The organism is Pseudomonas sp. SO81, assembly GCF_030374125.1.
Lineage (GTDB): Bacteria > Pseudomonadota > Gammaproteobacteria > Pseudomonadales > Pseudomonadaceae > Aquipseudomonas.
Window position 1 is genome coordinate 3,934,067 of record NZ_CP126126.1, and the last position, 26,604, is coordinate 3,960,670.

Here is a 26,604-nt window from a genome sequence, read left to right on the forward strand (position 1 = left end):
TTATAGGCGTGGGGTCCCCGGCGAAACTGTGCACTAAAGCTCCGCTGGCTGAGACTTTCGTCGCAGAACCTGGCTGAAGGATCAGGCCAGGCGCAGGGGGTGGCGAATCACCGTGGGAGTGCTGAGATTGGCTGCGGGCAGCGGCAGCACAGCCTGGTTGTTGACGTTGGCCAGTTGCAGCCAGACGTTCTCGCCCTCGACGAATTGCCCGCAGGGCAACCACAGGCCGTGGTGCCAGCCGGCGCCGGGTTCGGGGGTGCTCTGCAGCACGCCGGGGTGGGTCTGGGCGCTTGGTGCGCGGCGCAGCCAGACCGCGCGCGGCAAGCCCTTGAGATAGCGCAGCCCGAGATGCAGGCCTTCCTGATTGAGGTGGCGCCAGCGCACCAGGGCCAGGGTTGGCGTGCCGCTGTGGGTCAGCACCAGGGCCAGTTGCCCGACCGGCAACTGCACGGCCTGGTCGGCGTGGCAGAGCAGGCGCGCACCGCCGGGGCTGGCGTCGAGCATCTGTGCGGCGCAGCTGGTGGGGCGCTTTTCCAGCAGTTGGGCGTGGATGGCTGGCAGACCGATCACCAGGCTGCAATCGGCGCTGAAATCGGCGCGCGGATGGCGTCGTTGTTGACGGCCGAGCCAGTTCTGCCGCACCCGCTCCAGCAGCTCGCGCTCGCGCGGGCTCTGCAGCGGTGCCGGCTCATGCAGGGCGACCAGCAGGGCGCCGAGTTCCAAGCGGCGCAGATATTCGGGCGCGCCTTGCACTTCGGCGTCGTAGGGCAGGCAGGGGTGGGCCTGGCTGAGGTCGATCAGCGGGCCTTCGCCTTCTTCGTCTTCGTCCCAGGGCAGCAGGCGAGCGAGCTCGGCCAGCGGCGTGAGGGCGCCGAACAGGACAGCGCATTCGCCTTCGGCCAGGTGGAAGGGATTGCTCAGGGCCAGCACCAGCATCTGCTGGTACAGGCCGCGCAACGATCCGGCCGGGGCGGGCTGGAACGGAGCGGCGACGTGTTCGTCGAGGCAGCCCTGGTGTTCGCCGATCCAGTACAGCAGGTGGCTGTCGCTCCACAGCGAGGCCGGCGGTTCCTGGTACAGCTGGTAATGGCGCAGCAGGCTCTGGGCGAGGAAGTGCTCGGCCATGTACAGGCACCACGCCAGGTGCGGTCGCGAGGGCTGGCGTCCCTGGAGTATCTGCAGCAACAGGCGCTTGAAGCCGGCAGCCAGTTCGTCGCACAGGTGCACGAACAGCGCGCTGGGCATAGCGCCGTCGCGCAGCGGCTGGCAGTAGTGGCGGTACTCTTCGCAGAAGCTTTGCAGGGCCCGCTGCCTTTCCAGTAAGGTCATGGCGCAGCGATTGAGGCGGAACAGCAGGCTCAGCACTTGCTGCAGGCCATCCTCGCGGGACTGCTGGCGTGCGCCGGCGAGCTCGGACATGAGGTCGGCGAGTGGCGTGGCATCCTCTTCGAGGATGTCCGGCACTTCCAGGTGCAGAGCATCCAGCGTCATATCAACCCCGCGTGCACGAGGAGCGAATGCATGGGAAGGCCACTCCAGATGGTGATAGGTGTCATTGCCGGGCTTCTTCTGGCCGGCTGCGCCGAGGACTGGGGCGTCGATCAGCATGGACGAAAGGTAACGGCTGAACAACTGGAAGGCCAGTGGTTGGTGATCAATTACTGGGCCGAGTGGTGCAAGCCCTGCCGCACCGAGATTCCGGAGCTGAACAAGCTCAACGACGGGCTGCGCGACAAGGGCGCCCAGGTGCTCGGGGTCAACTTCGATGCCCTGCAAGGCGAGGCGCTGAGCAAGGCTGCCGAGGCCTTCGCTATCCGTTTCACCGTGCTGGCGCAGGATCCCGCGTCGCGCCTGGAGCTGCCGCGCAACAACGTGTTGCCGGTCACCTATATCATCGATGCCGATGGCAGGCTGCGCGAACGGCTGGTTGGCGAGCAGACCGCCGCCGGCCTGCAGGCACGGCTGGCCCACTGGCAGGCCGAGGAGTAACGGGAATGCAGATCTGCTTGCACGGTTTCGTCAGCGGCAAGGTGCAGGGTGTGAGCTTTCGTCAGCACACTCAGGAGGAGGCCGAACGCCTCGACTTGAATGGCTGGGTGCGCAACCTGGCCGATGGCAGGGTCGAGGTGCTGGTCGAGGGGGAGGAGTCCGCGGTGCGCGAGCTGGAGACCTGGCTCGGGCACGGCCCGCAGGCGGCGCGGGTGGATGCGCTGGAGCTGGAGCAGCTGCCGGTGCAGGGCGTCACCGGCTTCGTCGTCAGGCGTTGATCAGTCTTCGCCCGGGTCGGCGGCGAGGCGACCGGCGTCCTTCATCAGCGCCTTAAGGAACTCCTGTTGCAGTTCCGGATCGTTGCGGGTCAGCTCGATCAGGCTCTGCTCCAGCTCGCTGGCTTCCTCTTCCAGACCCAGGTCTGACAGGCGCTTGACCCGGTGTACCCAGTGGCTCACCTCGTCATCTTCGAGGTCGTCGTAGATGAGGGCGTGGGCTTCGCGCAGCTTGCCGCGCAGGTTGCGGCTGACCAGCAGGGTGGCTTCGGCGCGCGCGCCGTCCTGCGGATCCTCCACGCTCAGCAGCAGGGTGCCGACCTGGCTGGCGTCATGCTCGGCAAAGGGGCCGTCGAGCAGGTTCAGGCGTAACACGCCGCTGCGGTCGCTGGTCAGCTCGTGGGTCTCGCGACCGGCCTTGACCAGCACCGGGCGTTCCGCCCAGGGCAGGCTGGAATACTCCATGCGCTTGTCGTGCTGCTTTTCCTCGATGGCCGCCAGGTTCTGCTGGGAGCGACCGTTGGACTCGACGTTCATCGCCGGGTTGAGGCCGGCCACGCCGTAGCTGATCCAGTCCTTGGTCATGCTGTCCGGCAGGCGGCCGAGCGCGATCACGTTGACCACGTTGGCGCCGACGCCAGCGACCACCGCCACCGCGCCCAGCGGCACTTCGTACAGCTCGCGCCAGGGCTGGTAGGGGGTGTAGCGGTCGTAGCGGCGAGTGACCTCGAATTCGGTGACTTCGAAGGTCTTCTGCTCGTGGATGCGTACCCGGCGCTGCGGCAGCTCCAGCACCCGTGGCTCGCCTACATCGATCTGCAGGCTGTGGTCGAGCAGGCGGCGCTCGAAGCGCTCCTCGTGCTCGCTGCGCTGCGGCAGCTGGTTGGCGCAGCCGCCGAGGAGGAGGGCGCTGAGCAGGGCGGCGCCAATGCTGAGGGTGTGTCGCTGGAACATGCGGCTTCGGTACTCAGCGGGGGATGCGGGTTGCCAGGAAAGACAACACCTCGGCAGCCGGCAGTGGCTGGCTTTCGCTATCGCGGCGGTGCTTGTACTCGAGGTTGCCCTCGGCCAGGCCGCGCTCGCTGACCACGATGCGGTGCGGAATGCCGATCAGCTCCATGTCGGCGAACTTCACGCCGGGGCTGGTCTTCTTGTCACGATCGTCCAGCAGCACTTCGTAGCCGGCGGCGGTCAGCTCGGCGTAGAGTTTGTCGGTGGCTTCGCGCACCGCTTCGTTCTCGTACTTCATCGGCACGATGGCGACCTGGAAGGGCGCCAGGGCGTCGGTCCAGAGAATGCCGCGCTCGTCGTAGTTCTGCTCGATGGCTGCGGCCACCACGCGAGATACGCCGATACCGTAGCAGCCCATGGTCAGGGTCACCGGCTTGCCGTTCTCGCCCAGTACCTTGCAGCCCATGGCCTCGCTGTACTTGGTGCCGAGCTGGAAGATGTGCCCGACTTCGATGCCGCGCTTGATCACCAGGGTGCCCTGGCCGTCCGGGCTGGGGTCGCCTTCGACCACATTGCGCAGGTCGGCGATCGCCGGCAGCGGCAGGTCGCGCTCCCAGTTGAGGCCGAAGTAGTGCTTGTCGTCGACGTTGGCGCCGGCGCCGAAATCGCTCATCAGGGCCACGCTGCGGTCAATCACGCAGGCTATCGGCAGGTTCAGCGGGCCCAGCGAGCCGGGGCCGGCGCCAATGGCGGCGCGAATCTCGGCCTCGGAGGCGAACACCAGCGGGCTGGCGACCAGCTCATGATTGGCGGCCTTGATCTCGTTCAGCTCGTGGTCGCCGCGAACGATCAGGGCGATCAGCTTGCCTTCCTCGGCGGCATGCACCACCAGGGTCTTCACGGTCTTTTCGATGGCCAGGCCGAACTGCTCGACCAGCTCGTCGATGGTCTTGGCGTTCGGCGTATCGACCAGGCGCAGTTCTTCGGTGGCCGCGCCGCGTGCCTTCTCGCGCGGAATGGCCTCGGCCTTCTCGATGTTGGCGGCGTAATCGGAGGTGTCGCTGAAGGCGATATCGTCTTCACCGGATTCGGCCAGCACATGGAACTCGTGGGAGCCGGTACCGCCGATGGAGCCGGTATCGGCCTGCACCGGACGGAAATTCAGGCCCAGGCGAGTGAACACGTTGCAGTAGGCCTGGTGCATGCGGTCGTAGGTTTCCTGCAGCGAGGCCTGGTCCGCATGGAAGGAGTAGGCGTCCTTCATCAGGAACTCGCGCCCACGCATCAGGCCGAAGCGCGGACGGATCTCGTCACGGAACTTGGTCTGGATCTGGTACATGTTGATCGGCAGCTGCTTGTAGCTGTTCAGCTCGTTGCGCGCCAGATCGGTAATGACTTCCTCGTGGGTCGGGCCGACGCAGAACTCGCGGTCGTGGCGATCCTTGATGCGCAGCAGCTCGGGGCCGTACTGCTCCCAGCGTCCCGACTCCTGCCACAGCTCCGCCGGCTGCACGGCTGGCATCAGCACTTCCAGGGCGCCGGCGGCATTCATCTCCTCACGCACGATGGCCTCGGCCTTGCGCAGCACGCGCAGCCCCATCGGCAGCCAGGTGTACAGGCCGGAGGCGAGCTTGCGGGTCATGCCGGCACGCAGCATCAGCTGGTGGCTGATCACTACTGCATCGGAGGGGGTTTCCTTGAGGGTCGAGAGCAGGTACTGACTGGTACGCATGTTTGGCCGTTATGTCGGTTGCGAGGGCAAATAATGACTCGGCATTGTACGGTGCCAGCCATGTGGCGTACAGGACAGACCGGGAGTTGAGGATGGCGGAACTGACCGCTGGCCAGGTGCAGGCGCTGATCCGCGCTGGAGTGCCGATGGCCGAGGATATCGACCTGTGCATCGACCGTCTCGATGCCAATCTGGCGGTGGCGCGGGTACCTTTTCAAGGCAAGCTGGTGCGGCCGGGTGGAACACTGTCGGGGCCGACCATCATGTCGTTGGCCGATGCGGCCATGTATGCGGTGGTGCTGGGGCGGTTGGGGCGGGTGGAGATGGCGGTGACGGCCAATCTCAATATCAATTTCCTGGCTCGGCCCAAGCCGGTAGATCTGATTGCCGAGGCGCGCATTCTGCGTCTGTCACGGCGCCAGGCGGTGTGCGAGGTGCAGCTCTACTCGCAAGGCGAGGAAGGCGAGCTGGTGGCGCATGTCACCGGGACCTATGCGTTGCCGCAATAAGATGCGATGACCGATAAAAAAGAACCCGGCCTAGGCCGGGTTCTTTTTGCATAGATTGCGGTATCGCTAGGACTTACAGCACGTCCAGCGGGTACTCGACGATCAGGCGGGTGTCGTTCAGGTCAGCGCTGTAGTCAGCGTTGTAGGCATCGTTGGCACGCCAGATGGCGTGACGCAGACGGAAGGACAGGTCTTTCGCGGCGCCTTCTTGAATGACGTACTTGGTCTCGAAGTTCCACTCGTGCTCTTTGCCTTCTTCGCCAGAGCTGGTGGTGATGTCGTCACCGTAGATGTAGCGGGTCATGAAGCTCAGGCCCGGTACGCCGTAGGAGGTCATGTCGAGATCGTAGCGACCCTGCCAGGACTTCTCGTCTTGGGCGTCGAAGTCGGAGAACTGAACGGAGTTGTTCAGCCAAACGGTGCCGCCGCCGTCTACTACACCGTAGGAGTAGCGAGTGTCGCCGGAAGAACGCTGGTAGGCCAGGGTGAACTTGTGGGCGCCAATGGTGTAAGCGGATGCCAAGCTCCAGATCTTGTTGTCGATCTCGCCGGCCAGAGCGTCGCCTTCGTCGGTGGTGCGGTAGCCGTTCAGGTCGAAGTTGAGCGATTGCTCATCGGCCAGCGGCAGGGTGTAGTTGAAGTTGACGTAGGTCTTCTTGTGGTAGTCCTCGAAGTTAGCGTGGTGCAGAGCAGCGCTAAAGTTCTCGGTGAAGGCATAGCTGGCGCCAACGATGTCGCCTTCGGTAACTTCGAAGGTATCACGGTCGGAAGATGCTTGGCTGCTAAGGGCAGTGAAACGACCTGCGCTCAGTTCCAGGCCTTCGATTTCGTTGCTGACCAGGTAAGTACCGGTAGCGACTTCCGGCAGGATGCGGCTGTCGTCGGTGGAGAATACCGGGCTGGCAACGAACTGGTTGCCGTACTTCAGAACGGTGTCGGAGATACGGAACTTGATGGCGCCGCCAACTTCGGTCTGGGTGTCGTCGCCGCGGCCATCGCTGGTCTGGTCGAACTGGCCGGTGCCGTACTTGCCGCGACCGCTGTCAAGCTTGATGCTGGAGAGGGAGTGGGCGTCAACACCGACACCAACGGTGCCTTGGGTGAAACCGGATTCGAACAGCAGGCGGATGCCCAGGCCGGTCTCTTCGCGATAGCCTGCCGGATTGGCAGAAGTGCTAGCACCGTTGGCGGCGCCATTCTTGAAATCGCGGTTCATGTACAGAACGCGGTTGAAGATGTCGAAGCTGCTGTCTTCAACAAAGCCCTTGGACTCGGACTGTGCGCTGGCGAAAGCCAGTTGGGTGGTACCGGCGGTCACGGCCAGAGCCAGTGCGCTCCACTTCATCACTTGCATTGTGATTGCTCCTTTGGTTTAGAAGATTTGTGCTGCCCATTGTCTTGTTTTCTGGGCGGCTCTTTCTTTTTGTGTCGGCGCTAACTTATAGCACGGTGACTTAAGTTGGCGACAGATATCATTGATTCCCTACAAGTTCTCTCAGTGCGCGTCGCAAATCTGCATTTTTAACGTCGCAATTTTGTAGGTTTTGTCGTCTTCAGTCCCGCGCTCCGGCTTGTTCTGAAAAGACTGCAAATCCAATTGCTTAGGGCTTTGCAGGCGGATCGGAACGTGCCGACGCTGACGGTGCTCCTCCTAAAGCAACTTCCATGCACAAAACGCTAATCGGCTATGAAAGTTTCTTTCTTTTACTCTCTTCGGAGTGGGCTCACGGCTAGAAGTCCCCTTTCATGGGCCCTACAGCAGGCGAGCCTGCTCTTGATGGGATCATTTCCTTTATAGGGCAGGCATCCGAGCGTTACCGTGATCCATTGCTGCAGGTGGAATTTACTCGTCGGTAACGTTTTTGCCTGTGCGCTTGTTCAATTTGTGGGCGCTGCCGATTTGAGAGTGCCCACTTTTGGAGCGGTGACCTCTCGCTCCTCTTTGCTGTCGAGGCTTGGCCATACTTTAGGCTGTCATCTGGCTCGCTCGGGGAGTCGATGCGCATCATCTTGGCGCAGTGGGCGAGTCGCTGAAGGTGAATTGCGCTGGCCATCCCGCTATGCTGCGCGGCCGTTGGGCCTGGTCCGGAGGAAGCTCAGATGTTCAGCCTTGATTCCCGTTTACAGCAGGACACCCTGGTCATGGGGGATTTTCCGCTCTGCCGCCTGCTGCTGATGAACGATGCCAATTACCCCTGGTTCATTCTGGTGCCGCGTCGCGAGGCGGTCAGCGAGCTGTTCCAGCTGGATACTGCCGATCAGCAGCAGCTCTGGTTGGAAACCACTCGCCTGGCGGAGACCCTCAAGGATGCCTTCGTTGCCAATAAGATGAATGTCGCCACGTTGGGCAACGTGGTCAGCCAGCTGCACATGCATGTGATCGTGCGTCGCCGTGAGGATCAGGCCTGGCCGGCTCCTGTCTGGGGGCGGCATCCGGCGCGTGCCTATGAGGCCGGCGAGGTGTCCTCGATTCGCGAGCGCCTGCGTCTGGTGCTTACCAATGATTTCCAGTTTGCGGAGGCTTGAGCGATGGGGCTGGAGCAGCGTGTCATTGAGCTGGAGAGCCGGCTGGCCTTTCAGGACGACACCATCGCGGCGCTGAATGACGTAGTGGTGGCGCAGCAGCGGGATATAGAACGTCTGCAGCAGCAAATTGCCGTGTTGGCCCGTCGCCAGGAAGAGATGGTCGGCCAGTTCGGCATCGCCGAGGGCGATGCGCCGCCGCCTCATTACTGAGCCCATAAAAAAGCCCGCATCTGCGGGCTTTTTTTTATACGCCTTTATTCAGCGTTGGCCGGGCAGGGCGACTATTACGTCTTCGGCCTGCAGGCCCTTGTCGCGTTGCATGACCGAGAACTCCACGCGCTGGCCTTCGACCAGAACGCGGTGGCCTTCGCCGCGAATGGCGCGGAAGTGCACGAAGATGTCGTCGCCGATGTCGCGGGAAATGAAGCCGAAGCCCTTGGAGGTGTTGAACCACTTGACGGTGCCGGTCTCGCGGCTGTCGTCGAGGTCGCGACGGGGCATGGCGATGCGCGGGCTGCGTTTGCCTAGGTTGATGGCCAGATGCAGCAGGGCGGCAGCCAGCAGGGTGGCCAGGCTCAGCGATACGGCGGGTTGATTGCCGATCTGTGCCAGCGGGGCGAGCAGGATCAGAGCCTGCAGTACGCTGGCGAATACCAGTAGGGCCGATACCAGGGCTTGCAGCTGGTTGCGCACACCTTCATGGCGTACCGGCAGCAGGGGAGCCAGCAGCAGGTTGGCCAGGCCGAACAGGGCCAGATAAATCGCGTCGGGTTGTTGCAGGTAGGGCAGCGTTTCGCTGCGTAGGCTGGGGGCGAAGGACAGCAGCAGGGCGCCGCCGCCTGTAATCAGGTGAACGATCTTCAACATGGTCAAGGAACTCGCTTGTTCGAAATGGATATCAGAAGAGCGGAGTCGCAAGTCCGATGAATGGGCAATGCGCTTCGCCTATGCCGCAGCAATACGGCACGGTGCGTATTTAACCGCAAAGAGGATGTCGGCTCAAATCAAGCGCTTAGCGCCGCTTCCGGGGTAGGCGGGTGAATCTGATTGCGGCCGTTGCGTTTGGCCTGGTAGAGCGCATCGTCGGCCCGGGTGACCAGGCTGTCGAAGGTGTCGCCCATCTCGGCCAGGGCCAGGCCGAATGAGGCGGTGATGGTGTCGAGTACCTTGTCGGTGCTGCGCACCTTGACGCGCAGGGCCTGGATCTTCAGGCGCAGCTGTTCGGCGAAGTCGCCGGCAGTGCCAAGGTCGAAGCAGTCCTGCAGGATCACGCAGAACTCTTCGCCGCCGTAGCGTGCAGCCACGCCGCGTGCCGGCAGCAGTTCGCGCAGCAGTTGACCGACATGCTGCAGCACGCGATCACCCAAGGGATGTCCGTACTGGTCGTTGAACTGCTTGAAGTGGTCAATATCCAGCATCACCAAGGCAAGACCTTTGATATCTCCGGCCAGGGCCTGTTCCAGCAGGCGGGTGAAGGCGTGGCGATTGAATACATGGGTCAGGCTATCCAGGGTCGCGGCGGCCTGGGCGCGCTCCAGTTGGCCGCGCAGGTTCTGGATTTCGGCCTGTGCCGAGCGCAGGCGGTAGAGGAATTTTTCCTGCTGGTCCTGCATCTGCTGGGTGCTCAGCTGCAGTTCGTTGAGCACGCTGGGCAGGTCGTCGACTATCGGCTCCTGCAAGGCGGCCAGTCCCTGGGAGAGGCTGGCCTGATAATGCTGGCTGCCGCTGACGCTGCGCTGCACGTCGCCCTCGATATCGTCCACCAACTCGATGACCTGATGCTGGCCGGCGCGGGCGTCTTCCAGTTCGCCGCGGATGATGAAGTCGCGGAACAGCTTGATCGCCGTCTCGGGCGGGAAGCTGGAGAAGTCCTTGATGGCCTTTTCCAGGCGTCGGTTCAGTTCGGGGTCGGAGCCTTTGCAGTAGCTGTACCAGAGTGCGTAATGCACCGGGTTCGGCGGAATATCGTGGCGCACCATGTGTGGCACGGCCTGCTTGAGCAGATCGGCGGCCTCGCGAGTCTCTTCGGGGTAAAGCTCGAGAATGGAGGGGGCTTTCGGCTGGCTCATGCGCGTCACTGGGGTATGGGAAAAGGCAAAGGATAGAGTAGCTGTGGGCGCTTCGCCTAGCAAAAGGCCCGGTCTAGCCGGGCCTTTTTTTGCCTCTGGACGATCACGCGGCCAGTAGGCTGCGCAGCATCCAGGCGGTTTTCTCGTGCACCTGCATGCGCTGGGTCAGCAGGTCCGCGGTTGGCTCGTCGCTGACCTTGTCCAGCAGCGGGAAGATGCCGCGAGCGGTGCGCACCACCGCTTCCTGGCCCTGGACCAGCAGCTTGATCATGTCCTCGGCACTCGGCACGCCTTCCTCTTCCTTGATCGAGGACAGGCGGGCATAGGCGGCGTAGGTGCCGGGCGCCGGGAAGCCGAGGGCGCGGATACGCTCGGCAATGGAGTCCACGGCCAGTGCCAGTTCGGTGTACTGCGCCTCGAACATCAGGTGCAGGGTGTTAAACATCGGGCCGGTGACGTTCCAGTGGAAGTTGTGGGTCTTCAGATACAGGGTGTAGGTGTCCGCCAGCAGGCGCGACAGTCCTTCGGCGATGGCGGCGCGGTCCTGTTCGGCGATGCCAATATTGATTTCCATACCTTTACTCCTCTCAGGTGGCCGGGGTAGACGTTCCCCGTGATGGTTCCGAGCCTATCACAGGGGCTGCGTTTGCCCGTTCGATCTATGTCAATGAAGGCGATGCTTGGAGGCTATGAGCGCGCCGGCGGTTCCGTCTGCTACCGGTGTACTAGTTCCGGGTGCAGTTGCAGGGTGCGATTGAATACCTCGACCCAGTAGCCACTGAACTGCATGCCCGACAGGTTGTTGATCTCCAGGATGGCGCGCAGGCGTGGGCGTTTGCTCATGGTCTGGTGGGCGCGCTCGTGGGTGCGGGCGTCGAAGGTATCGGCGATGTTCAGCAGCAGGGCGCCCGGGTGGATTTCCGCCTCGCGCAGGCCTTTGGGATAGCCGCTGCCGTCGGCGTGCTCCTGGTGCTGCAGGATGATCTCGCTCGCCGCGTTCCAGGCCGGCATGCGCTTGAGCAGCTCGCAGGCCTGGCGTGGGTGGGATTGCATCTGTCGCCGCTCTTCGCGGCTCAGCTCGCTTTCCTTGTGCAGCAGGTCGAGCGGCAGAAAGGCCATGCCGAGGTCGTGCAGGCAGACCGCGGCAGCCAGTTGCGCGGGCTCTACCGGCCGCTCGGCGACCTCGTTCATGCCCAGCGCCAGGTCGAGCAGGCGCAGGCCGCGGCCGTGCCAGAACGGCGAGCGGTGTTCGCTGGTGGTCATCAGCTCGATAAAGAACAGCAGGTCGGCGTCTACTGCTATTCCGTAGTCGGCGAGCAGTTGCGGAGTCTGCCCGTGGCCAACCTCGACGGGCTGTAGGCGGGTCTCCGGCGCCAGGTGTTGCAGCAGCGTGCGGCGAATCTCGGTCTGTCGTGAGGCTGGAGCGGCGGCCAGGGCTTGCAGGGCCTGGCACTGGCTGGCGATCTGCACGGGATCAGGGCTTGCAGCCCGGCCCAGGGCAGCCTCGATCAGGTTGCGCAGCTGGTCCAGGCTGAGCAGCAGGATGTCGCCGAGCAGGCTGTCGAACTGCAGGCTGCCCTCGCGCAGACGATCGAGCACATCCTCCATGGCCTGCGGCAGCGGCAGTAGGTGGTTCAGTTCCACCAGGCCGAGGCTGCCCTTGATGGTGTGTACCAGGCGGAACAGCTCGCGCAGGCGCGTACCGTCACGTGGGTGGCGCTCCAGTTCGATCAACAGCTGCTCGCAGCGCGGCAGATGATCGGCGGTATCGAGGCGAAATTCCTCCAGCAGATCACTGGGGACGTCGGCGGGGCGGGCTAGGGCCATGGGGCGGTCTCCGCTGGGCTGGACTCTCAGTATAGAAAGGCCGCGGGCGGTGGGCTGCAAGGGGGCGATTAACCCTATATAATCGCGCCCCTTGTCTCCGGATGCGGAAACGCATCGATCGCGGCGCTGTGGCGCCATTGGTCGCGTTTTCCTGCGGTTTCCCCTCCGAATTGAAGAAAATGTCTGCCACTATCCGGCGGAAACATGCCCGGGCCGGCCGGGTACGAATTCAAGACTGATCTAGAGAAGCGAACCACGACCATGATGCGCAGCCACTATTGCGGCCAGTTGAACGAGAGCCTGGACGGCCAGGAAATCACCCTTTGCGGCTGGGTTCACCGCCGTCGCGACCATGGTGGTGTGATCTTCCTCGACATCCGCGACCGTGAAGGCCTGGCCCAGGTGGTGTTCGACCCGGATCGCGCCGAGACCTTCGCCAAGGCCGACCGCGTACGCAGCGAGTACGTGGTGAAGATCACCGGCAAGGTGCGCCTGCGTCCGGCCGGTGCGGTCAACGCCAACATGGCCTCCGGTGCCATCGAAGTGCTGGGCTACGAGCTGCAGGTGCTGAACGAAGCGGAAACCCCGCCGTTCCCGCTCAACGAATACACCGACGTGGGCGAGGAAACCCGCCTGCGCTACCGCTTCATCGACCTGCGTCGCCCGGAAATGGCCGAGAAGCTGAAGCTGCGCTCGCGCATCACCAGCAGCATCCGCCGTTACCTCGACGACAACGGCTTCCTCGACGTCGAAACCCCGATCCTGACCCGTGCCACTCCGGAAGGTGCACGCGACTACCTGGTGCCGAGCCGCACCCACGCCGGCAGCTTCTTCGCCCTGCCGCAGTCGCCGCAGCTGTTCAAGCAGCTGCTGATGGTGGCCGGCTTCGACCGCTACTACCAGATCGCCAAGTGCTTCCGCGACGAAGACCTGCGTGCCGACCGTCAGCCTGAATTCACCCAGATCGACATCGAGACCAGTTTCCTCGATGAAAGCGACATCATGGGCATCACCGAGACCATGATCCGCAACCTGTTCAAGGAAGTGCTGGATTTGGAATTCGGCGAGCTGCCGCACATGACCCTGGCCGAAGCCATGCGCCGCTTCGGTTCCGACAAGCCGGACCTGCGTATCCCGCTGGAACTGGTGGACGTTGCCGATCAGCTGCAGGGCGTCGAGTTCAAGGTGTTCTCCGGTCCGGCCAACGACCCGAAGGGCCGCGTTGCCGCTCTGCGTGTACCGGGCGCTGCCTCCATGCCGCGTAGCCAGATCGATGACTACACCAAGTTCGTCGGCAACTACGGCGCCAAGGGCCTGGCCTACATCAAGGTCAACGAGCGCGCCAAGGGCGTCGAGGGCCTGCAGTCGCCGATCGTCAAGTTCATCCCGGAAGACAACCTCAAGGTCATCCTCGACCGCGTGGGCGCCGTCGATGGCGACATCGTGTTCTTCGGTGCCGACAAGGCCAAGATCGTCTGCGACGCTCTAGGCGCGCTGCGCATCAAGGTCGGCCACGATCTGAACCTGCTCACCTGCGAGTGGGCGCCGCTGTGGGTCGTCGACTTCCCGATGTTCGAAGAGAACGATGACGGCAGCCTGACCGCCATGCACCACCCGTTCACCGCGCCGAAATGCACCCCGGAAGAGCTGGAGGCCAACCCGGCTGCCGCCCTGTCCCGTGCCTACGACATGGTGCTCAACGGCACCGAGCTGGGCGGCGGTTCGATTCGTATCCACGACAAGGCCATGCAGCAGACCGTGTTCCGCGTGCTGGGCATCAGCGAAGACGAGCAGCAGGAGAAGTTCGGCTTCCTGCTCGACGCCCTGAAGTTCGGTGCTCCGCCCCATGGTGGTCTGGCCTTTGGCCTGGACCGCCTGGTGATGCTGATGACCGGTGCCAGCTCGATTCGTGAAGTGATTGCCTTCCCGAAAACCCAGAGCGCGGCCTGTGTCATGACCCAGGCGCCGGGCATCGTCGATGCCAAGGCGCTGCGCGAGCTGCATATCCGCCTGCGCGAACAGCCCAAGGCTGAGTAAGCGGTAGCAACAGGAGCCTGGCATGCCAGGCTCCTTGCATTTCAGGCACTACAAAACCGAAAGAAACGGAGTGAGTTATGGCCGGTCATTCCAAATGGGCCAACATCAAGCACCGCAAGGGGCGTCAGGACGCCAAGCGCGGCAAGATCTTCACCAAGCTGATTCGTGAGCTGACCGTGGCCGCGAAGCATGGCGGCGGCGTGCCGGCGGATAACCCGCGCCTGCGCCTGGCGGTCGATAAAGCCCTCACGGCCAATATGTCGCGTGATGTGATCGACCGCGCCATCGCCCGCGGCGCCGGCAACACCGAAGCCGACAACATGATCGAGCTGAGCTACGAGGGCTACGCGCCGAGTGGCGTGGCGATCATCGTCGAAGCTATGACCGACAACCGCAACCGCACCGCCGCCGACGTGCGCCACGCCTTCACCAAGTGCGGCGGCAACCTCGGCACCGACGGTTCGGTGGCCTACATGTTCGAGCGCAAGGGGCAGATCAGCTTCGCCCCGGGCGTGAGCGAGGACGCCCTGATGGAGGCGGCCCTGGAGGCCGGCGCCGACGATGTGGAGATGGGTGAAGACGGTTCGGCCCTGGTGTCGACCAGCTTCGCCGACTTCCTCGCGGTCAACGAGGCGCTGACCGCTGCCGGCTTCAAGGGTGAGGAGGCCGAGGTGGCGATGATCCCCTCGACCATGGCGCCCATCGCCGATCTGGAGACCGCCAAGAAGGTGCTCAAGCTGATCGACATGCTCGAGGACCTGGACGACGTGCAGAACGTCTACCACAACGCGGAAATCTCGGACGAGATCATGGAGCAGCTGGACTGATCCCGACTCGTCGGCAGAAGCCGGAAGTCGCCTCGTGCGCTTCCGGCTTTTTTATATGGGCGCCGCTCCGTATACTCGCGGCTGGATAAATAGACAGTGTGTCGGCTCGACCGGCCCGCGGAGCGAAACGCTGCATGACCCTGATTCTTGGCATCGATCCCGGCTCGCGCATCACCGGCTACGGCGTGGTGCGCGATACCGGGCGTGGCTGCGAATACGTCGCCTCGGGTTGCATCCGCACCGGTGATGGTGATCTGGCCAGCCGTCTGCAGGTGGTGTTCCGCGGGGTCGGTGAGGTGATTCGCCTGCACGGGCCGGTGACCATGGGCATCGAGCAGGTATTCATGGCGAAGAACGCCGATTCCGCGCTCAAGCTAGGCCAGGCTCGCGGTGCGGCCATAGTCGCCGGCATCGAGGCGGGTCTGGACGTCAACGAATACACCGCCAGCCAGGTCAAGCAGGCCATCGCCGGTACCGGCGGGGCGGACAAGCAGCAGGTAATGATGATGGTGATGCACCTGCTCAAGCTGACGCAGAAGCCGCAGATCGACGCCTCCGACGCACTGGCCATCGCCCTCTGCCATGCCCACCACCGGCAGAGCCTGATTCCCCACGGCCTGCTCGGCGCCAAGCGGCGCAGCGGGCGGCTGCGCCTGTAACCAGAAGGAAACCAATTCGTGATCGGACGCCTGAAGGGCACTCTGGCGGAGAAACAGCCGCCGCACCTGATCCTCGATGTCAACGGTGTCGGCTACGAGCTGGAAGTGCCGATGACCACCCTCTACCGCCTGCCGGCCCTGGGTCAGCCTGTGACGCTGCATACCCATCTGGTGGTGCGCGAGGATGCGCATCTGCTCTACGGCTTCGCCGAGAAGCGCGAGCGTGAGCTGTTCCGCGAGCTGATCCGGCTCAATGGCGTCGGGCCCAAGCTGGCGTTGGCGCTGATGTCCGGCCTGGAAGTCGACGAGCTGGTGCGCTGTGTGCAGGCTCAGGACACCTCGGCCCTGGTGAAGATCCCGGGCGTCGGCAAGAAGACCGCCGAGCGCCTGCTGGTGGAGCTCAAGGATCGCTTCAAGGCCTGGGAAAGCATGCCGTCCATCGCACCGCTGGTGGTGGAACCTCGTGCCGGCGTGGCAGTCTCAAGCGCCGAGAGCGACGCCGTGAGCGCGCTGATCTCGCTCGGCTTCAAGCCGCAGGAGGCCAGCAAGGCCGTGGCGGCCGTGCAGGAAGAAGGGCTTTCCAGCGAAGAGCTGATCCGTCGTGCCCTGAAAGGAATGGTGTAAGAAGTGATAGACGCCGACCGCCTGATTACCGCCAGCAGCCGCGACCGCGACGAGCAGCAGGACCGCGCCATTCGCCCGCTCAAGCTGGCCGAGTACGTCGGCCAGCCGGTGGTGCGCGAGCAGATGGAGCTGTTCATTCAGGCCGCCAAGAATCGCCAGGAGGCCCTGGACCACACGCTGATCTTCGGCCCGCCCGGCCTGGGCAAGACCACCCTGGCCAATATCATCGCCCAGGAGATGGGCGTATCGATCAAGAGCACTTCCGGCCCGGTGCTGGAGCGCCCGGGCGATCTGGCCGCGCTGCTGACCAACCTGGAAGCCGGCGATGTGCTGTTCGTCGACGAGATCCACCGCCTCTCGCCCGTGGTCGAGGAGGTGCTGTATCCGGCCATGGAGGACTTCCAGCTCGACATCATGATCGGTGAGGGGCCGGCTGCCCGCTCGATCAAACTCGACCTGCCACCCTTCACTCTGGTCGGTGCCACCACTCGCGCCGGCATGCTGACCAACCCGCTGCGCGACCGCTTCGGTATCGTCCAGCGCCTGGAGTTCTACTCCAGCCAGGACCTGGCCACCATCGTCAGTCGCTCGGCCGGCATTCTCGGCCTGCATATCGATGCGGAGGGCGCCTTTGAGATCGCCCGTCGTGCCCGTGGTACTCCGCGTATCGCCAACCGCCTGCTGCGCCGCGTGCGTGATTTCGCCGAGGTGCGTGCCGGTGGGCAGATCAGCCGTGGCATCGCCGACCAGGCGCTGAACATGCTGGATGTCGACGAGCGTGGCTTCGATCACCAGGACCGACGTCTACTGCTGGCCATGATCGACAAGTTCGACGGCGGCCCGGTCGGTATCGACAACCTGGCTGCCGCCATCGGCGAGGAGCGCGGCACCATCGAGGACGTGCTCGAGCCGTACCTGATCCAGCAGGGCTATATCATGCGTACCCCGCGGGGTAGGGTGGTGACCCGACATGCCTATCTGCATTTCGGGCTCAATCTGCCCAAGCGCCTGTCCGAACCATCCACTGCCGACCTTTTCACCGGCAGCGACGAATAGTTGCAAAACAAAGGCTTGCCCGGATTGGCAAGGCCAGGAGTAAACACTAGAGTATGCGCGCGCAAAACGAGGCCCAGCCTTTTGCCCTCAAGTGTCGGGTGTATTACGAGGACACCGACGCCGGCGGCATCGTCTACTACGTCAATTACCTCAAGTTCATGGAGCGGGCTCGCACCGAGTGCCTGCGCAGTCTGGGTTTTGCCCAATCGCAGCTCGCCGGAGAGAACCTGTTGTTCGTCGTGCATTCCGCCGAGGCGCGTTATCACGCGCCGGCCAAGCTGGATGACGAACTTTTTATCACTGCCGAGGTAATCGAGTTAAACCGTGCCAGCCTGCGCTTTCGTCAACAGGTACGGCGGGCAACGGATGAGGCACTGCTCTGCGAGGGGCAGTTCGTGGTGGCCTGTGTGCGCACCGACAATTTGAAGCCCCGTGCCATCCCCGAAGCGCTGCGCGCAGCCTTCGCCGGCATGGGTCAAGTCACAGCAGGAGAGTAGCGTGGAAGCAACAGCCAACGCCGTTGACCATATGTCGATGTGGAGCCTGATCAGCAACGCCAGTTTCGTGGTGCAGCTGGTCATGCTGACCCTGGTGGCCGCCTCGGTGGTGTCCTGGATCATGATCTTCCAGCGCAGCACCATGCTGCGTGCGGCGAAGAAGTCGCTGGAAGTGTTCGAGGAGCGCTTCTGGTCCGGCATCGACCTGTCCAAGCTGTATCGCCAGGCCGGCAGCAATCCAGACCCGGACTGCGGCGTCGAGCAAATCTTCCGCGCCGGCTTCAAGGAGTTCTCCCGCCTGCGCCAGCAGTCCGGCGTCGATCCGGATGCGGTGATGGATGGCGTGGCCCGTGCCATGCGCGTCGCCATCTCGCGTGAGGAAGAGAAGCTGGAAACCAGCCTGCCATTCCTCGCCACCGTAGGCTCCACCAGCCCCTATATCGGTCTGTTCGGGACCGTGTGGGGCATCATGAACTCCTTCCGCGGCCTGGCCCAGGTGCAGCAGGCCACCCTGGCCACCGTGGCACCGGGTATCGCCGAGGCGCTGATCGCCACCGCCATCGGCCTGTTCGCCGCGATCCCGGCGGTCATCGCCTACAACCGCTTCTCGGCGCAAGGCGATCGCCTTATCAGCCGCTACTACACCTTTGCCGACGAGTTCCAGGCGATCCTGCACCGCAAAGTGCACACCAGCGAGGACTGAGGCTCAGCCCATGGCCAGAATTCGCAACAGACGCAAGCCGGTCGCCGAGATGAACGTCGTGCCTTATATCGACGTGATGCTGGTGCTGCTGGTGATCTTTATGGTGACCGCGCCGATGCTCAACCAGGGCGTCAAGGTCGACCTGCCCAAGGTCTCTAGCGAGGTACTGCCGCAGGACAACAACTCCCGCGTGCTGACCATCTCGATCAAGGCCGACAAGACCTACTACTGGAACATGGGCGACGAGGTCGATCCGGACCAGAGCAAGGCCAGCGAGACCGCTACCGCTTTGCCGGCGCTGGTGCAGACGGTGACCGCGATCATGAGCCAGAACGCCGGCCAGGGTAAGAAGGTCCAGGTCTTCGTGCGTGGCGACAAGGCGGTCGACTATGGCTCGGTCATGTCCGTGATGGGTGGCCTGCAAGAGGCCGGTGTCGGCAACGTCGGGCTGATCACCGAGGCGCCTTGATGCAGCAGCAGAGCGTTCGCTCCTCATCGGAAAGTTACTTCTGGCCGACCGTCTGGGCCGTGGCTCTGCACGCCCTGATGTTCGCCATGCTGTTTGTCAGCTTCCACTTTGCACCCGAGCTGCCGCCGGCCAGGCCCATCGTCCAGGCGACCCTGTACCAACTGAAGTCGCAGAGCCAGGCGACCACTCAGACCAACCAGAAGATCGCCGGCGAGGCCCAGAAGACCAAGGCTCGCCAGTACGAAGTGGAGCAGCTGGAGACCAAGAAGGAAGAGCAGCAGAAGCAGGAGGCGGCGGAACAAAAGAAAGCCGAGGCGGCCAAACAGGCTGAGGCGAAGAAGCAGGCCGAAGCCAAGAAGGTGGAGGAGGCGAAGAAGGCCGAGCAGAAGAAGCAGGCCGATATCGCCAAGAAGAAGTCCGAGGAAGAGAAGAAAAAAGCTGCTGCCGAGGAGGCCCGTAAGAAAGCGGCCGAGCAGGCTAAGAAGAAAGCTGCGGAAGACGCCAAGAAGAAGGCGGCCGCTGCCGAGGCGGCCAAGAAGAAAAAAGCCCAGGATGCCGCGCGCAAGGCCGCCGAGGACAAGAAGGCCCAGGCGCTTGCTGAGCTCTTGGGCGACACCACCGAGCGCCAGCAGGCGCTGGCCGACGAGGTGGGCGATCAGGTGGCCGGTAGCCTTGATGACCTGATCATCAAGCTGGTCAGCGAGCAGTGGCAGCGTCCACCGTCGGCACGCAACGGCATGAGTGTCGAGGTAATGATTCAGATGCTGCCCGATGGCACTATCGTCAATGCTTCTGTCACCCGTTCCAGTGGCGACGCGCCCTTCGACAGTTCTGCTGTGGCTGCAGTCAAGAACGTCGTGCGTATTCCCGAGATGCAACAGCTGGATAGTGCAACCTTTAACGCCATGTATCGTCAGCGGCGGATGATTTTCAAACCGGAGGATTTGTCTCTGTGAATACCTTGATTCGTATCGCCCTGCTGGGTCTGGCGTTGCTGGTTGGCAGCGTGCAGGCAGCGGACCCGTTGGTGGTGACCAGTGGTAGCGACCGTGCCATACCTATCGCCGTGGTGCCCTTCGGCTGGCAGGGCGGCACCGTGTTGCCCGAGGACATGGCCACCGTCATCGGCAACGACCTGCGCAACAGCGGCATGTACGAGCCGATCCCGCGGCAGAACATGATCAGCCTGCCGACCTCGGCGGCCGAGATCATCTACCGCGACTGGCAGGCCCTGGGCGCCCAGTACGTGATGGTAGGCAGCATCGTGCCGAACGGTGGTCGCCTGCAGGTGCAGTTCGCCCTGTTCAACGTGGCCACCCAGCAGCAGGTGGTTGCCGGTACCGTTGGCGGTACTCCGGATCAGTTGCGTGACATGGCGCACCATATCGCCGATCAGGCCTTCGAGAAGCTCACCGGTATCAAGGGCGCCTTCTCCACCAAGATGCTCTACGTCACCGCCGAGCGTTTCGGCGTGAACAACACCCGTTACACCCTGCAGCGCTCCGACTACGACGGCGCCCGTGGCGTGACCCTGTTGCAATCGCGCGAGCCGATCCTGTCGCCGCGTTATGCACCGGACGGCCGCCGCATCGCCTATGTGTCGTTCGAGCAGCGCCGCCCGCGCATCTTCCTGCAGCACATCGACACCGGGCGCCGCGAGCAGCTGACCAACTTCGAAGGCCTCAATGGCGCCCCGGCCTTCTCGCCGGACGGCAATCGCCTGGCCTTCGTGCTGTCCAAGGACGGCAACCCGGAGATTTACGTGATGGATCTGGGCTCGCGCCAGATTCAGCGCGTGACCAATTCCGGCTCGATCGAGACCGAGCCGTTCTGGGGCAAGGACGGGCAGACCCTGTACTTCACCAGCGACCGCGCCGGCAAGCCGCAGATCTACAAGCAGAGCATCCATGGTGGTGCCGCCCAGCGTGTGACCTTCACCGGCAACTACAACGCCAACCCGAAGCTGTCGGCCGACGAGAAGACCCTGGTGATGATCCACCGTCAGGACGGTTTCACCAACTTCAAGGTGGCCGCCCAAGATCTGGTGACCAGCCGCCTGCGCATCCTCTCCGAGACCAGTCTGGACGACTCGCCCACTGTTGCGCCCAATGGCACCATGCTAATCTACGCCACCCGCCAGCAGGGCCGGGGAGTGCTGATGCTCGTGTCCACCAACGGGCGTGTCAGGCTCCCGATTCCCACCGCTCAAGGTGATGTCCGGGAACCGTCCTGGTCTCCTTTCCTGAACTGATGCGGTAAAACACTTTCTGCTGTAAACACACCTAGAAATCATTAGGAGCTACACCATGGAAATGCTGAAATTTGGCAAATTTGCCGCTCTGAGCCTGGCTCTGGCCGTGGCTGTTGGTTGCTCGTCCAAAGGCGGCGACGCTTCCGGCGAAGGCGCTGTTGACCCGAACGCTGGCTACAACGCCAACGGCAGCGGCGTTGACGGTGCTCTGAGCGAAGAAGCCGCTCTGCGCGCCATCACCACTTTCTACTTCGAGTACGACAGCTCCGACCTGAAGCCGGAAGCAATGCGCGCTCTGGACGTACACGCCAAGGACCTGAAAGGCAACGGCGCTCGCGTCGTTCTGGAAGGCCACACCGACGAGCGCGGCACCCGCGAGTACAACATGGCTCTGGGCGAGCGTCGTTCCAAGGCCGTTCAGCGCTACCTGGTACTGCAGGGCGTTTCCCCGGCTCAGCTTGAACTGGTTTCCTACGGTGAAGAGCGTCCGGTTGCTACCGGCAGCGACGAGTCCTCCTGGGCTCAGAACCGCCGCGTCGAACTGCGCAAGTAATTTGCCATGCGTAAGTGCCCTCGTATCCTGACCTCTCTGGTACTCGCCCTGCCGCTCGCGGCCGTGGCCGAGGTTCCCGTGGTGGATGGCAGCTCCGGTAGCAGCTATCCGCCGGTTGGTTATGGTACGAGTGGCGCCTATGCCGGGGGCGGGGCGCAAGCCCCGGCCACGGCGCAAGGCCAGCTGTTCATGCAGCTGCAGCAGATGCAGGACGAGATAGCCCAACTGCGTGGCATGCTCGAAGAGCAACAAAACGAGATCCAGCGTCTCAAGCAAGAAGGCGATGCCCGTTATCAGGACATCGACAGCCGCCTGCAAGGCGGTGCCGCCGGTGCACAAGCGCCCGCACAGAATCCTCCGGCCGATGGCGCGATCAACGCCGCCGGCAACCCCGCCGCCCCTGCCCAGCAGGCTCCGGCAGCCAGCAACGAACCGGCCGACCCGGCGAAGGAAAAGCTGTATTACGACGCTGCCTTCGACCTGATCAAGGCCAAAGACTTCGACAGGGCCGCTCAGGCCTTCAACGCCTTCCTGCGCAAGTACCCGCAGAGCCAGTACGCCGGCAACGCCCAGTACTGGCTGGGCGAGATCAATCTGACCAACAGAAACCTGCAGGAAGCCGGCAAGGCCTTCGCCCTGGTCGCGGCCAACTACCCGACTCACGCCAAGGTGCCGGATTCGCTGTTCAAGCTGGCCGATGTCGAGCAGCGCATGGGCAATACCGATCGCGCCAAGGGCATCCTGCAGCAGCTGATCGCTCAGTACCCCGGCTCTTCGGCGGCCCAGCTGGCCCAGCGCGACCTGCAGCGCCTGCCCTGATCGCCAGCCCTGCTGGTCAGAAAACCCGCGCTAGTCGCGGGTTTTTCGTTAGAATCGCCGCCCCGAATCACCCGCAACGGAGGCGGATGGCCTGTTTAGCCGTCACGCCCGGTGCTCATATGCAAGAAACCCTGCGCATCACCGAGATCTTTTACTCGTTGCAGGGCGAGACGCTCACCAGTGGTCTGCCCACGGTTTTTGTCCGCCTCACCGGCTGCCCGCTGCGCTGCCAGTACTGCGACACCGCCTACGCCTTCAGCGGCGGCGAAATCATGAGCCTGGATACCATCCTCGAGCGGGTAGCCAGCTACAAGCCGCGCTATGTCTGCGTGACCGGTGGCGAGCCGCTGGCCCAGCCCAATTGCGTCCCGCTGCTGCAGCGTCTGTGCGATGCCGGCTACCAGGTATCCCTGGAAACCAGCGGTGCCATCGATATCGCCCCGACCGACCAGCGCGTCAGCCGGGTGGTCGACCTGAAGACGCCTGGTTCCCAGGAGGTCTCGCGCAATCTCTACAGCAACATGGCCGAGCTGACGCGCAACGATCAGGTCAAGTTCGTCATCTGCTCGCGCGAGGACTACGACTGGGCGGTGAGCAAGCTGATCGAGTACCGCTTGGACGAGCGCGCCGGCGAGGTGCTGTTCTCGCCCAGCCACCAGCAGGTGAGCGCACGCGATTTGGCCGACTGGATCATCGCCGACAACCTGCCGGTGCGTTTCCAGCTGCAGCTGCACAAGATTCTCTGGAACGACGAGCCGGGGCACTGAATATGACTGACAAGAAAGCCGTGGTGCTGCTCTCGGGCGGCCTCGATTCGGCAACCATTCTGGCCCAGGCCAAGGCCGCCGGGTTCGCCTGCTACAGCGTGAGCTTCGACTATGGCCAGCGCCACCGCGCGGAGCTGCAGGCCGCCGAGCGCGTGGCGCGCCAGTTGGGCGTGGTCGAGCACAAGGTGATCGGTCTCAACCTCAATGGTATCGGCGGTTCGGCGCTGACCGACAGCTCCATCGCCGTGCCCGAGGGCCCGACCGAAGGCATCCCGGTTACCTACGTGCCGGCGCGTAACACCGTGTTCCTCTCCCTGGCCCTAGGCTGGGCGGAAGTGCTGGGCGCCCATGACATCTTCATCGGCGTCAACGCGGTGGACTATTCGGGCTATCCGGATTGCCGCCCCGAGTTCATCGCCGCCTTCGAGCGGGTGGCCAATCTGGCGACTCGCGAGGGCGTGGAGGGCAGTGGCTTCCGCATCCAGGCGCCGCTGCAGAACCTGAGCAAGGCGCAGATCGTGCAGATCGGCCTGCAGTATGGCGTGGACTATGGTCTGACGGTGTCCTGTTACCAGGCCGATGACGACGGCCGCGCCTGCGGCAAGTGCGACAGCTGTCGCCTGCGCGCCGCCGGTTTTACCGCGGCCGGAGTGGCGGACCCGACCCGTTACGCCTAAAATTTTTTCGTGGAGTGTTGATTTCCTGAATCAAATCAGTATCATGCGCTCCGCGTTGGGTCGTTAGCTCAGTCGGTAGAGCAGTTGGCTTTTAACCAATTGGTCGTAGGTTCGAATCCTACACGACCCACCACTCCCTCCTTCGCGTCACCTCCTCGCATACTCCCCATCAGAACGCTCTCGCCAGAACTCCTGGTGGGTATAATCGACCGCACTGAAAGCATATTCAGAGCCTGATGACATGACCCAGATTTCCGAACGCCTGTTGGTTCAGGCTCACCTCGACGCCAAACAACCCAAGCCGTTGACGCCGGACGAAGAAGCCTTCTATCGCAGCGAGATCGCCGCCGAGCTGAAGAAGCAGAACGCCGTGCTGGTGGCCCACTATTACTGCGATCCGGTGATCCAGGCCCTGGCCGAGGAAACCGGCGGCTGCGTCTCCGACTCCCTGGAGATGGCTCGCTTCGGCAATCAGCACGAGGCGCAGACCGTGGTGGTGGCCGGGGTCAAGTTCATGGGCGAGACGGCGAAGATCCTCAATCCGGAAAAGCGCGTGCTGATGCCGACTCTGGAGGCCACCTGCTCGCTCGACCTGGGCTGCCCGGTAGATGAGTTCTCGGCATTCTGCGACCAGCATCCGGACCGTACCGTGGTGGTGTACGCCAACACCTCGGCGGCGGTGAAGGCGCGTGCCGACTGGGTGGTGACCTCCAGCTGCGCGCTGGAGATCGTCGAGAGCCTGATGGACAACGGCGAGAAGATCCTCTGGGCCCCGGACCAGCACCTGGGCCGCTACATCCAGCGCGAGACCGGTGCCGACATGCTGCTGTGGGACGGTGCCTGCATCGTTCACGAGGAATTCAAGGCCAAGCAGTTGGAGGACATGAAGGCGCTCTATCCGGAGGCTGCCATCCTGGTCCATCCCGAGTCGCCCGAAGCGGTGATCGAGCTGGCTGACGCAGTGGGCTCCACCAGCCAACTGATCAAGGCCGCGCAGACCCTGCCGAACAAGACCTTCATCGTCGCCACCGACCGCGGCATCTTCTACAAGATGCAGCAGCTGTGTCCGGACAAGGTCTTTGTCGAGGCGCCCACCGCCGGCAACGGCGCCGCCTGCCGCAGCTGCGCGCACTGCCCGTGGATGGCCATGAATACCCTGCAGCGCACCTTGCAATGCCTGCGCGAGGGCAGCGGTGAGATTCTCGTCGAGCCGGCGCTGATCCCGAGGGCAATCAAGCCGCTTAAACGCATGCTGGATTTCACCCAGGCCGCGCGGCTGAAGCTGGCCGGCAACGCCTGAGTAGCTTGCGCACAGAAAAAAGCCCGGCAGTGCCGGGCTTTTTCATGGCCGGGTTCAGCGCATCATCTTGTCCAGTGCGCGTTTCTCTTCCATCAGCTCCTGCTGGCGCGCGTCGATGCGCGAGGCCAGGGGGAAGTTGCTGCTGGCGCGGCGCTTGGCCAGGTCGAGCTGCTCTAGGGCCTGGTCGTAGTCGCCTACCAAGGCGAAGAACTCGGCGCGGGCCTGGTGCAGGCCGATGATGTTGCGCGTCATGCCGCGCACCTCGGCGACTTGGTACCAGACGTCCGGGTCGTTGCCGCGCTGCTTGAGCAGCTGGTCGAGGGCGACCTCGGCCTCCTTGGTCTGGTTCTGCTTGAGCATCAGGTCGATGCGCGCCTGCTCCAGCGGATAGCTGTCCGGGTACAGGCCGCGCAGGCGTTCGACGCGCTGGCGGGCGTCGGCCAGGCGGTTGGCGTTCTCGTCCAGGTCGATCATCGCCAGGTTGTAGATCAGCTCGTCGGGCGCCTTGGCTAGCAGGTCGTTGAGGCCCTTGCGCGCCTCCTCGGGGCGGCCGGCTTTGATCTGCGCCAGGGCCAGGCCGTAGCGGGCGGCGTCCAGCTTGGCATTGCCGTCGAGCATGGCGCGGAAGCGCTTGGCGGCGATGCCCGGGGTCTCTTCGAACATCAGTTGGGTGCGGGCGCGCATCAGCTGGTAGCGCAGGCTGTCTTCGACCCCCTTGGCCGGATATTGCTCGGCGCGGTTGCGGGTGTCGGCGATACGCGACTCGGTCACCGGGTGGGTGAGGAGGAATTCCGGCGGTCTGGAGTCGTAGCGATACTGGCGCATCAGGCGCTCGAACATGCTCGGCATGGCGCGTGGGTCGTAGCCGGCCTTCTCCAGATTGAGCAGACCGATGCGGTCGGCTTCCTGTTCGTTCTGACGGGAGAAGCGGCGCTGCTCCTGAATGGCCGCAGCCTGGGCGCCCATGATGGTAGCGATGCCGGCATCGCCTGCACCGGCCGCCGCGGCGACGATGCCGGCGAGCATGGCGGCCATCACCGGTACCTGCATGCGTTGCTGGGCCTCGATGCCGCGGGCGAAGTGGCGTTGCGACAGGTGCGCCAGTTCGTGGGCCATCACCGAGGCGTACTCGGCTTCGGTCTGTGCGTGCAGCAGCAGGCCGCCATTGACCCCGACTATGCCGCCGGGCGCGGCGAAGGCGTTGATCTGCGGGCTGTTGAGCAGGACGAACTCCAGGCGCCGATCCTCCAGCTGGCTGGTCTCGGCCAGGCGATAGACGCTGGTCTCCACGTAGTCCTTGAGCAACGGGTCGGAGAGCTGGTCGACCTGGCCGCGCAGCACGCTGAGCCAGGCGCGGCCGAGCCGGTGTTCCTGCTCCGGCGAGACGATGGACGAGCTGGAGTCGCCGAGCGACGGCAGGTCGCTGGCGAAGGCGGGTAGCACCAGGCAGGCGAGGGCGAGCAGGGAGGGGCGCAGAAGAGTCATGC

General features: G+C 63.7%; 29 protein-coding genes, 1 tRNA gene and 1 pseudogene. 21 read left to right on the forward strand and 10 right to left on the reverse strand.

The window, feature by feature from the left end; all coding sequences use genetic code 11:
• Positions 1–81 precede the first annotated feature (81 nt).
• Positions 82–1,491 carry a PilZ domain-containing protein gene (locus tag OH686_RS18555; protein WP_289534369.1) on the reverse strand — a complete coding sequence of 470 codons (1,410 nt, stop codon included), beginning with the start codon at positions 1,489–1,491 and terminating at the stop codon, positions 82–84.
• Positions 1,492–1,521: 30 nt separating this feature from the next.
• On the opposite strand from OH686_RS18555, the gene OH686_RS18560 reads away from it, so the two are divergent.
• Positions 1,522–1,989, forward strand: coding sequence for a TlpA disulfide reductase family protein (locus OH686_RS18560; protein WP_289534371.1), 468 nt, complete (start codon positions 1,522–1,524; stop codon positions 1,987–1,989).
• Between the two features lie 5 nt (positions 1,990–1,994).
• Complete coding sequence (locus OH686_RS18565) at positions 1,995–2,267, forward strand: acylphosphatase (protein ID WP_289534373.1); 273 nt, start codon at positions 1,995–1,997, stop codon at positions 2,265–2,267.
• On the opposite strand, the gene OH686_RS18570 is transcribed toward OH686_RS18565, so the two are convergent.
• Together OH686_RS18570 and OH686_RS18575 are read right to left on the reverse strand one after the other, a co-directional pair.
• Positions 2,268–3,218: a hypothetical protein gene (locus tag OH686_RS18570; protein ID WP_289534375.1), complete on the reverse strand. Its 951-nt coding sequence runs from the start codon at positions 3,216–3,218 to the stop codon at positions 2,268–2,270.
• 13 nt (positions 3,219–3,231) lie between these two features.
• Positions 3,232–4,947 carry a proline--tRNA ligase gene (locus OH686_RS18575; RefSeq protein ID WP_289534377.1) on the reverse strand — a complete coding sequence of 572 codons (1,716 nt, stop codon included), beginning with the start codon at positions 4,945–4,947 and terminating at the stop codon, positions 3,232–3,234.
• Positions 4,948–5,048: 101 nt separating this feature from the next.
• On the opposite strand from OH686_RS18575, the gene OH686_RS18580 reads away from it, so the two are divergent.
• Positions 5,049–5,456, forward strand: coding sequence for a PaaI family thioesterase (locus tag OH686_RS18580; RefSeq protein ID WP_279867652.1), 408 nt, complete (start codon positions 5,049–5,051; stop codon positions 5,454–5,456).
• A gap of 73 nt (positions 5,457–5,529) precedes the next feature.
• On the opposite strand, the gene OH686_RS18585 is transcribed toward OH686_RS18580, so the two are convergent.
• The gene (locus tag OH686_RS18585; RefSeq protein WP_289534379.1) at positions 5,530–6,810 is read right to left on the reverse strand and encodes an OprD family porin; all 1,281 of its coding nucleotides are present in this window, start codon (positions 6,808–6,810) and stop codon (positions 5,530–5,532) included.
• 746 nt (positions 6,811–7,556) lie between these two features.
• Here OH686_RS18585 and OH686_RS18590 point away from each other — a divergent pair.
• Together OH686_RS18590 and OH686_RS18595 are read left to right on the forward strand one after the other, a co-directional pair.
• Positions 7,557–7,982 (forward strand): HIT family protein, encoded by a 426-nt coding sequence (locus OH686_RS18590; RefSeq protein WP_289534381.1) that lies wholly within the window; start codon positions 7,557–7,559, stop codon positions 7,980–7,982.
• Positions 7,983–7,985: 3 nt separating this feature from the next.
• Entirely contained in the window at positions 7,986–8,192 is a 207-nt protein-coding gene (locus OH686_RS18595; RefSeq protein WP_289534383.1) for a SlyX family protein, read from the forward strand.
• A 48-nt stretch (positions 8,193–8,240) separates the two neighbouring features.
• On the opposite strand, the gene OH686_RS18600 is transcribed toward OH686_RS18595, so the two are convergent.
• The 5 genes and pseudogenes from OH686_RS18600 to OH686_RS18620 all read right to left on the reverse strand — a co-directional run bounded on the left by OH686_RS18600 (position 8,241) and on the right by OH686_RS18620 (position 11,878).
• A complete protein-coding gene (locus tag OH686_RS18600; RefSeq protein WP_225592204.1) occupies positions 8,241–8,483 on the reverse strand; it encodes a cold shock domain-containing protein in 243 nt (80 codons plus the stop codon).
• Positions 8,484–8,573: 90 nt separating this feature from the next.
• Positions 8,574–8,849: pseudogene (locus OH686_RS18605) on the reverse strand (cold shock domain-containing protein membrane protein); the annotation flags it as partial.
• A 137-nt stretch (positions 8,850–8,986) separates the two neighbouring features.
• Positions 8,987–10,051: a GGDEF domain-containing protein gene (locus OH686_RS18610; RefSeq protein WP_289534385.1), complete on the reverse strand. Its 1,065-nt coding sequence runs from the start codon at positions 10,049–10,051 to the stop codon at positions 8,987–8,989.
• Positions 10,052–10,154: 103 nt separating this feature from the next.
• Positions 10,155–10,625 (reverse strand): Dps family protein, encoded by a 471-nt coding sequence (locus tag OH686_RS18615; RefSeq protein WP_192397695.1) that lies wholly within the window; start codon positions 10,623–10,625, stop codon positions 10,155–10,157.
• A 140-nt stretch (positions 10,626–10,765) separates the two neighbouring features.
• Positions 10,766–11,878 carry an HD-GYP domain-containing protein gene (locus tag OH686_RS18620; RefSeq protein ID WP_289534388.1) on the reverse strand — a complete coding sequence of 371 codons (1,113 nt, stop codon included), beginning with the start codon at positions 11,876–11,878 and terminating at the stop codon, positions 10,766–10,768.
• Between the two features lie 261 nt (positions 11,879–12,139).
• On the opposite strand from OH686_RS18620, the gene aspS reads away from it, so the two are divergent.
• From aspS to nadA, 16 genes are all read left to right on the forward strand, one after another.
• Positions 12,140–13,915: an aspartate--tRNA ligase gene (aspS, locus tag OH686_RS18625; RefSeq protein ID WP_289534390.1), complete on the forward strand. Its 1,776-nt coding sequence runs from the start codon at positions 12,140–12,142 to the stop codon at positions 13,913–13,915.
• Positions 13,916–13,992: 77 nt separating this feature from the next.
• Complete coding sequence (locus tag OH686_RS18630) at positions 13,993–14,742, forward strand: YebC/PmpR family DNA-binding transcriptional regulator (RefSeq protein WP_289534392.1); 750 nt, start codon at positions 13,993–13,995, stop codon at positions 14,740–14,742.
• Between the two features lie 134 nt (positions 14,743–14,876).
• Entirely contained in the window at positions 14,877–15,401 is a 525-nt protein-coding gene (gene ruvC, locus OH686_RS18635) for a crossover junction endodeoxyribonuclease RuvC (RefSeq protein WP_137971391.1), read from the forward strand.
• 18 nt (positions 15,402–15,419) lie between these two features.
• The gene (gene ruvA / locus OH686_RS18640; RefSeq protein WP_289534395.1) at positions 15,420–16,025 is read left to right on the forward strand and encodes a Holliday junction branch migration protein RuvA; all 606 of its coding nucleotides are present in this window, start codon (positions 15,420–15,422) and stop codon (positions 16,023–16,025) included.
• 3 nt (positions 16,026–16,028) lie between these two features.
• The gene (gene ruvB, locus OH686_RS18645) at positions 16,029–17,081 is read left to right on the forward strand and encodes a Holliday junction branch migration DNA helicase RuvB (protein ID WP_289534396.1); all 1,053 of its coding nucleotides are present in this window, start codon (positions 16,029–16,031) and stop codon (positions 17,079–17,081) included.
• A gap of 53 nt (positions 17,082–17,134) precedes the next feature.
• Positions 17,135–17,578 carry a tol-pal system-associated acyl-CoA thioesterase gene (gene ybgC / locus OH686_RS18650; protein WP_137971394.1) on the forward strand — a complete coding sequence of 148 codons (444 nt, stop codon included), beginning with the start codon at positions 17,135–17,137 and terminating at the stop codon, positions 17,576–17,578.
• A gap of 31 nt (positions 17,579–17,609) precedes the next feature.
• Positions 17,610–18,281 (forward strand): protein TolQ, encoded by a 672-nt coding sequence (tolQ, locus tag OH686_RS18655; RefSeq protein WP_137972217.1) that lies wholly within the window; start codon positions 17,610–17,612, stop codon positions 18,279–18,281.
• Positions 18,282–18,291: 10 nt separating this feature from the next.
• Positions 18,292–18,750, forward strand: a complete 459-nt coding sequence (gene tolR / locus OH686_RS18660) for a protein TolR (RefSeq protein WP_289534397.1) — start codon at positions 18,292–18,294, stop codon at positions 18,748–18,750.
• A complete protein-coding gene (gene tolA, locus OH686_RS18665; protein ID WP_289534398.1) occupies positions 18,750–19,706 on the forward strand; it encodes a cell envelope integrity protein TolA in 957 nt (318 codons plus the stop codon). Before tolR ends, tolA begins: the two co-directional genes overlap by 1 nt.
• Positions 19,703–21,001 carry a Tol-Pal system beta propeller repeat protein TolB gene (gene tolB, locus OH686_RS18670; RefSeq protein WP_289534400.1) on the forward strand — a complete coding sequence of 433 codons (1,299 nt, stop codon included), beginning with the start codon at positions 19,703–19,705 and terminating at the stop codon, positions 20,999–21,001. The genes tolA and tolB overlap by 4 nt, the downstream gene beginning before the upstream one ends.
• Positions 21,002–21,056: 55 nt before the next feature.
• A complete protein-coding gene (gene pal / locus OH686_RS18675; protein WP_137971398.1) occupies positions 21,057–21,554 on the forward strand; it encodes a peptidoglycan-associated lipoprotein Pal in 498 nt (165 codons plus the stop codon).
• A gap of 6 nt (positions 21,555–21,560) precedes the next feature.
• Complete coding sequence (gene ybgF, locus OH686_RS18680; protein ID WP_137971399.1) at positions 21,561–22,373, forward strand: tol-pal system protein YbgF; 813 nt, start codon at positions 21,561–21,563, stop codon at positions 22,371–22,373.
• 119 nt (positions 22,374–22,492) lie between these two features.
• Positions 22,493–23,140, forward strand: a complete 648-nt coding sequence (gene queE, locus OH686_RS18685) for a 7-carboxy-7-deazaguanine synthase QueE (RefSeq protein ID WP_289534401.1) — start codon at positions 22,493–22,495, stop codon at positions 23,138–23,140.
• Positions 23,141–23,142: 2 nt separating this feature from the next.
• Complete coding sequence (gene queC / locus OH686_RS18690; protein WP_289534402.1) at positions 23,143–23,817, forward strand: 7-cyano-7-deazaguanine synthase QueC; 675 nt, start codon at positions 23,143–23,145, stop codon at positions 23,815–23,817.
• Positions 23,818–23,874: 57 nt separating this feature from the next.
• Positions 23,875–23,950: transfer RNA gene (locus OH686_RS18695), tRNA-Lys, on the forward strand.
• A gap of 108 nt (positions 23,951–24,058) precedes the next feature.
• A complete protein-coding gene (gene nadA / locus OH686_RS18700; protein ID WP_289534403.1) occupies positions 24,059–25,117 on the forward strand; it encodes a quinolinate synthase NadA in 1,059 nt (352 codons plus the stop codon).
• A gap of 54 nt (positions 25,118–25,171) precedes the next feature.
• Here the strand turns inward: nadA and OH686_RS18705 are convergent, their stop codons facing one another.
• Complete coding sequence (locus OH686_RS18705) at positions 25,172–26,602, reverse strand: M48 family metalloprotease (protein WP_289534405.1); 1,431 nt, start codon at positions 26,600–26,602, stop codon at positions 25,172–25,174.
• Positions 26,603–26,604: the final 2 nt, after the last annotated feature.

Bases quoted from the DNA above. Each gene is read 5' to 3' on its own strand.
- nadA (WP_289534403.1), top strand. From the start codon at position 24,059: ATGACCCAGATTTCCGAACGCCTGTTGGTTCAGGCTCACCTCGACGCC.
- OH686_RS18630 (WP_289534392.1), top strand. From the start codon at position 13,993: ATGGCCGGTCATTCCAAATGGGCCAACATCAAGCACCGCAAGGGGCGT.
- ybgF (WP_137971399.1), top strand. From the start codon at position 21,561: ATGCGTAAGTGCCCTCGTATCCTGACCTCTCTGGTACTCGCCCTGCCG.
- ruvC (WP_137971391.1), top strand. From the start codon at position 14,877: ATGACCCTGATTCTTGGCATCGATCCCGGCTCGCGCATCACCGGCTAC.
- OH686_RS18610 (WP_289534385.1), bottom strand. From the start codon at position 10,051: ATGAGCCAGCCGAAAGCCCCCTCCATTCTCGAGCTTTACCCCGAAGAG.
- pal (WP_137971398.1), top strand. From the start codon at position 21,057: ATGGAAATGCTGAAATTTGGCAAATTTGCCGCTCTGAGCCTGGCTCTG.
- ybgC (WP_137971394.1), top strand. From the start codon at position 17,135: ATGCGCGCGCAAAACGAGGCCCAGCCTTTTGCCCTCAAGTGTCGGGTG.
- OH686_RS18615 (WP_192397695.1), bottom strand. From the start codon at position 10,625: ATGGAAATCAATATTGGCATCGCCGAACAGGACCGCGCCGCCATCGCC.
- OH686_RS18570 (WP_289534375.1), bottom strand. From the start codon at position 3,218: ATGTTCCAGCGACACACCCTCAGCATTGGCGCCGCCCTGCTCAGCGCC.
- OH686_RS18595 (WP_289534383.1), top strand. From the start codon at position 7,986: ATGGGGCTGGAGCAGCGTGTCATTGAGCTGGAGAGCCGGCTGGCCTTT.
- OH686_RS18555 (WP_289534369.1), bottom strand. From the start codon at position 1,491: ATGACGCTGGATGCTCTGCACCTGGAAGTGCCGGACATCCTCGAAGAG.
- OH686_RS18575 (WP_289534377.1), bottom strand. From the start codon at position 4,947: ATGCGTACCAGTCAGTACCTGCTCTCGACCCTCAAGGAAACCCCCTCC.
- tolQ (WP_137972217.1), top strand. From the start codon at position 17,610: ATGTCGATGTGGAGCCTGATCAGCAACGCCAGTTTCGTGGTGCAGCTG.
- OH686_RS18585 (WP_289534379.1), bottom strand. From the start codon at position 6,810: ATGCAAGTGATGAAGTGGAGCGCACTGGCTCTGGCCGTGACCGCCGGT.
- OH686_RS18565 (WP_289534373.1), top strand. From the start codon at position 1,995: ATGCAGATCTGCTTGCACGGTTTCGTCAGCGGCAAGGTGCAGGGTGTG.
- tolR (WP_289534397.1), top strand. From the start codon at position 18,292: ATGGCCAGAATTCGCAACAGACGCAAGCCGGTCGCCGAGATGAACGTC.
- aspS (WP_289534390.1), top strand. From the start codon at position 12,140: ATGATGCGCAGCCACTATTGCGGCCAGTTGAACGAGAGCCTGGACGGC.
- OH686_RS18705 (WP_289534405.1), bottom strand. From the start codon at position 26,602: ATGACTCTTCTGCGCCCCTCCCTGCTCGCCCTCGCCTGCCTGGTGCTA.
- OH686_RS18590 (WP_289534381.1), top strand. From the start codon at position 7,557: ATGTTCAGCCTTGATTCCCGTTTACAGCAGGACACCCTGGTCATGGGG.
- OH686_RS18600 (WP_225592204.1), bottom strand. From the start codon at position 8,483: ATGCCCCGTCGCGACCTCGACGACAGCCGCGAGACCGGCACCGTCAAG.
- OH686_RS18560 (WP_289534371.1), top strand. From the start codon at position 1,522: ATGGGAAGGCCACTCCAGATGGTGATAGGTGTCATTGCCGGGCTTCTT.
- queE (WP_289534401.1), top strand. From the start codon at position 22,493: ATGCAAGAAACCCTGCGCATCACCGAGATCTTTTACTCGTTGCAGGGC.
- tolA (WP_289534398.1), top strand. From the start codon at position 18,750: ATGCAGCAGCAGAGCGTTCGCTCCTCATCGGAAAGTTACTTCTGGCCG.
- OH686_RS18620 (WP_289534388.1), bottom strand. From the start codon at position 11,878: ATGGCCCTAGCCCGCCCCGCCGACGTCCCCAGTGATCTGCTGGAGGAA.
- queC (WP_289534402.1), top strand. From the start codon at position 23,143: ATGACTGACAAGAAAGCCGTGGTGCTGCTCTCGGGCGGCCTCGATTCG.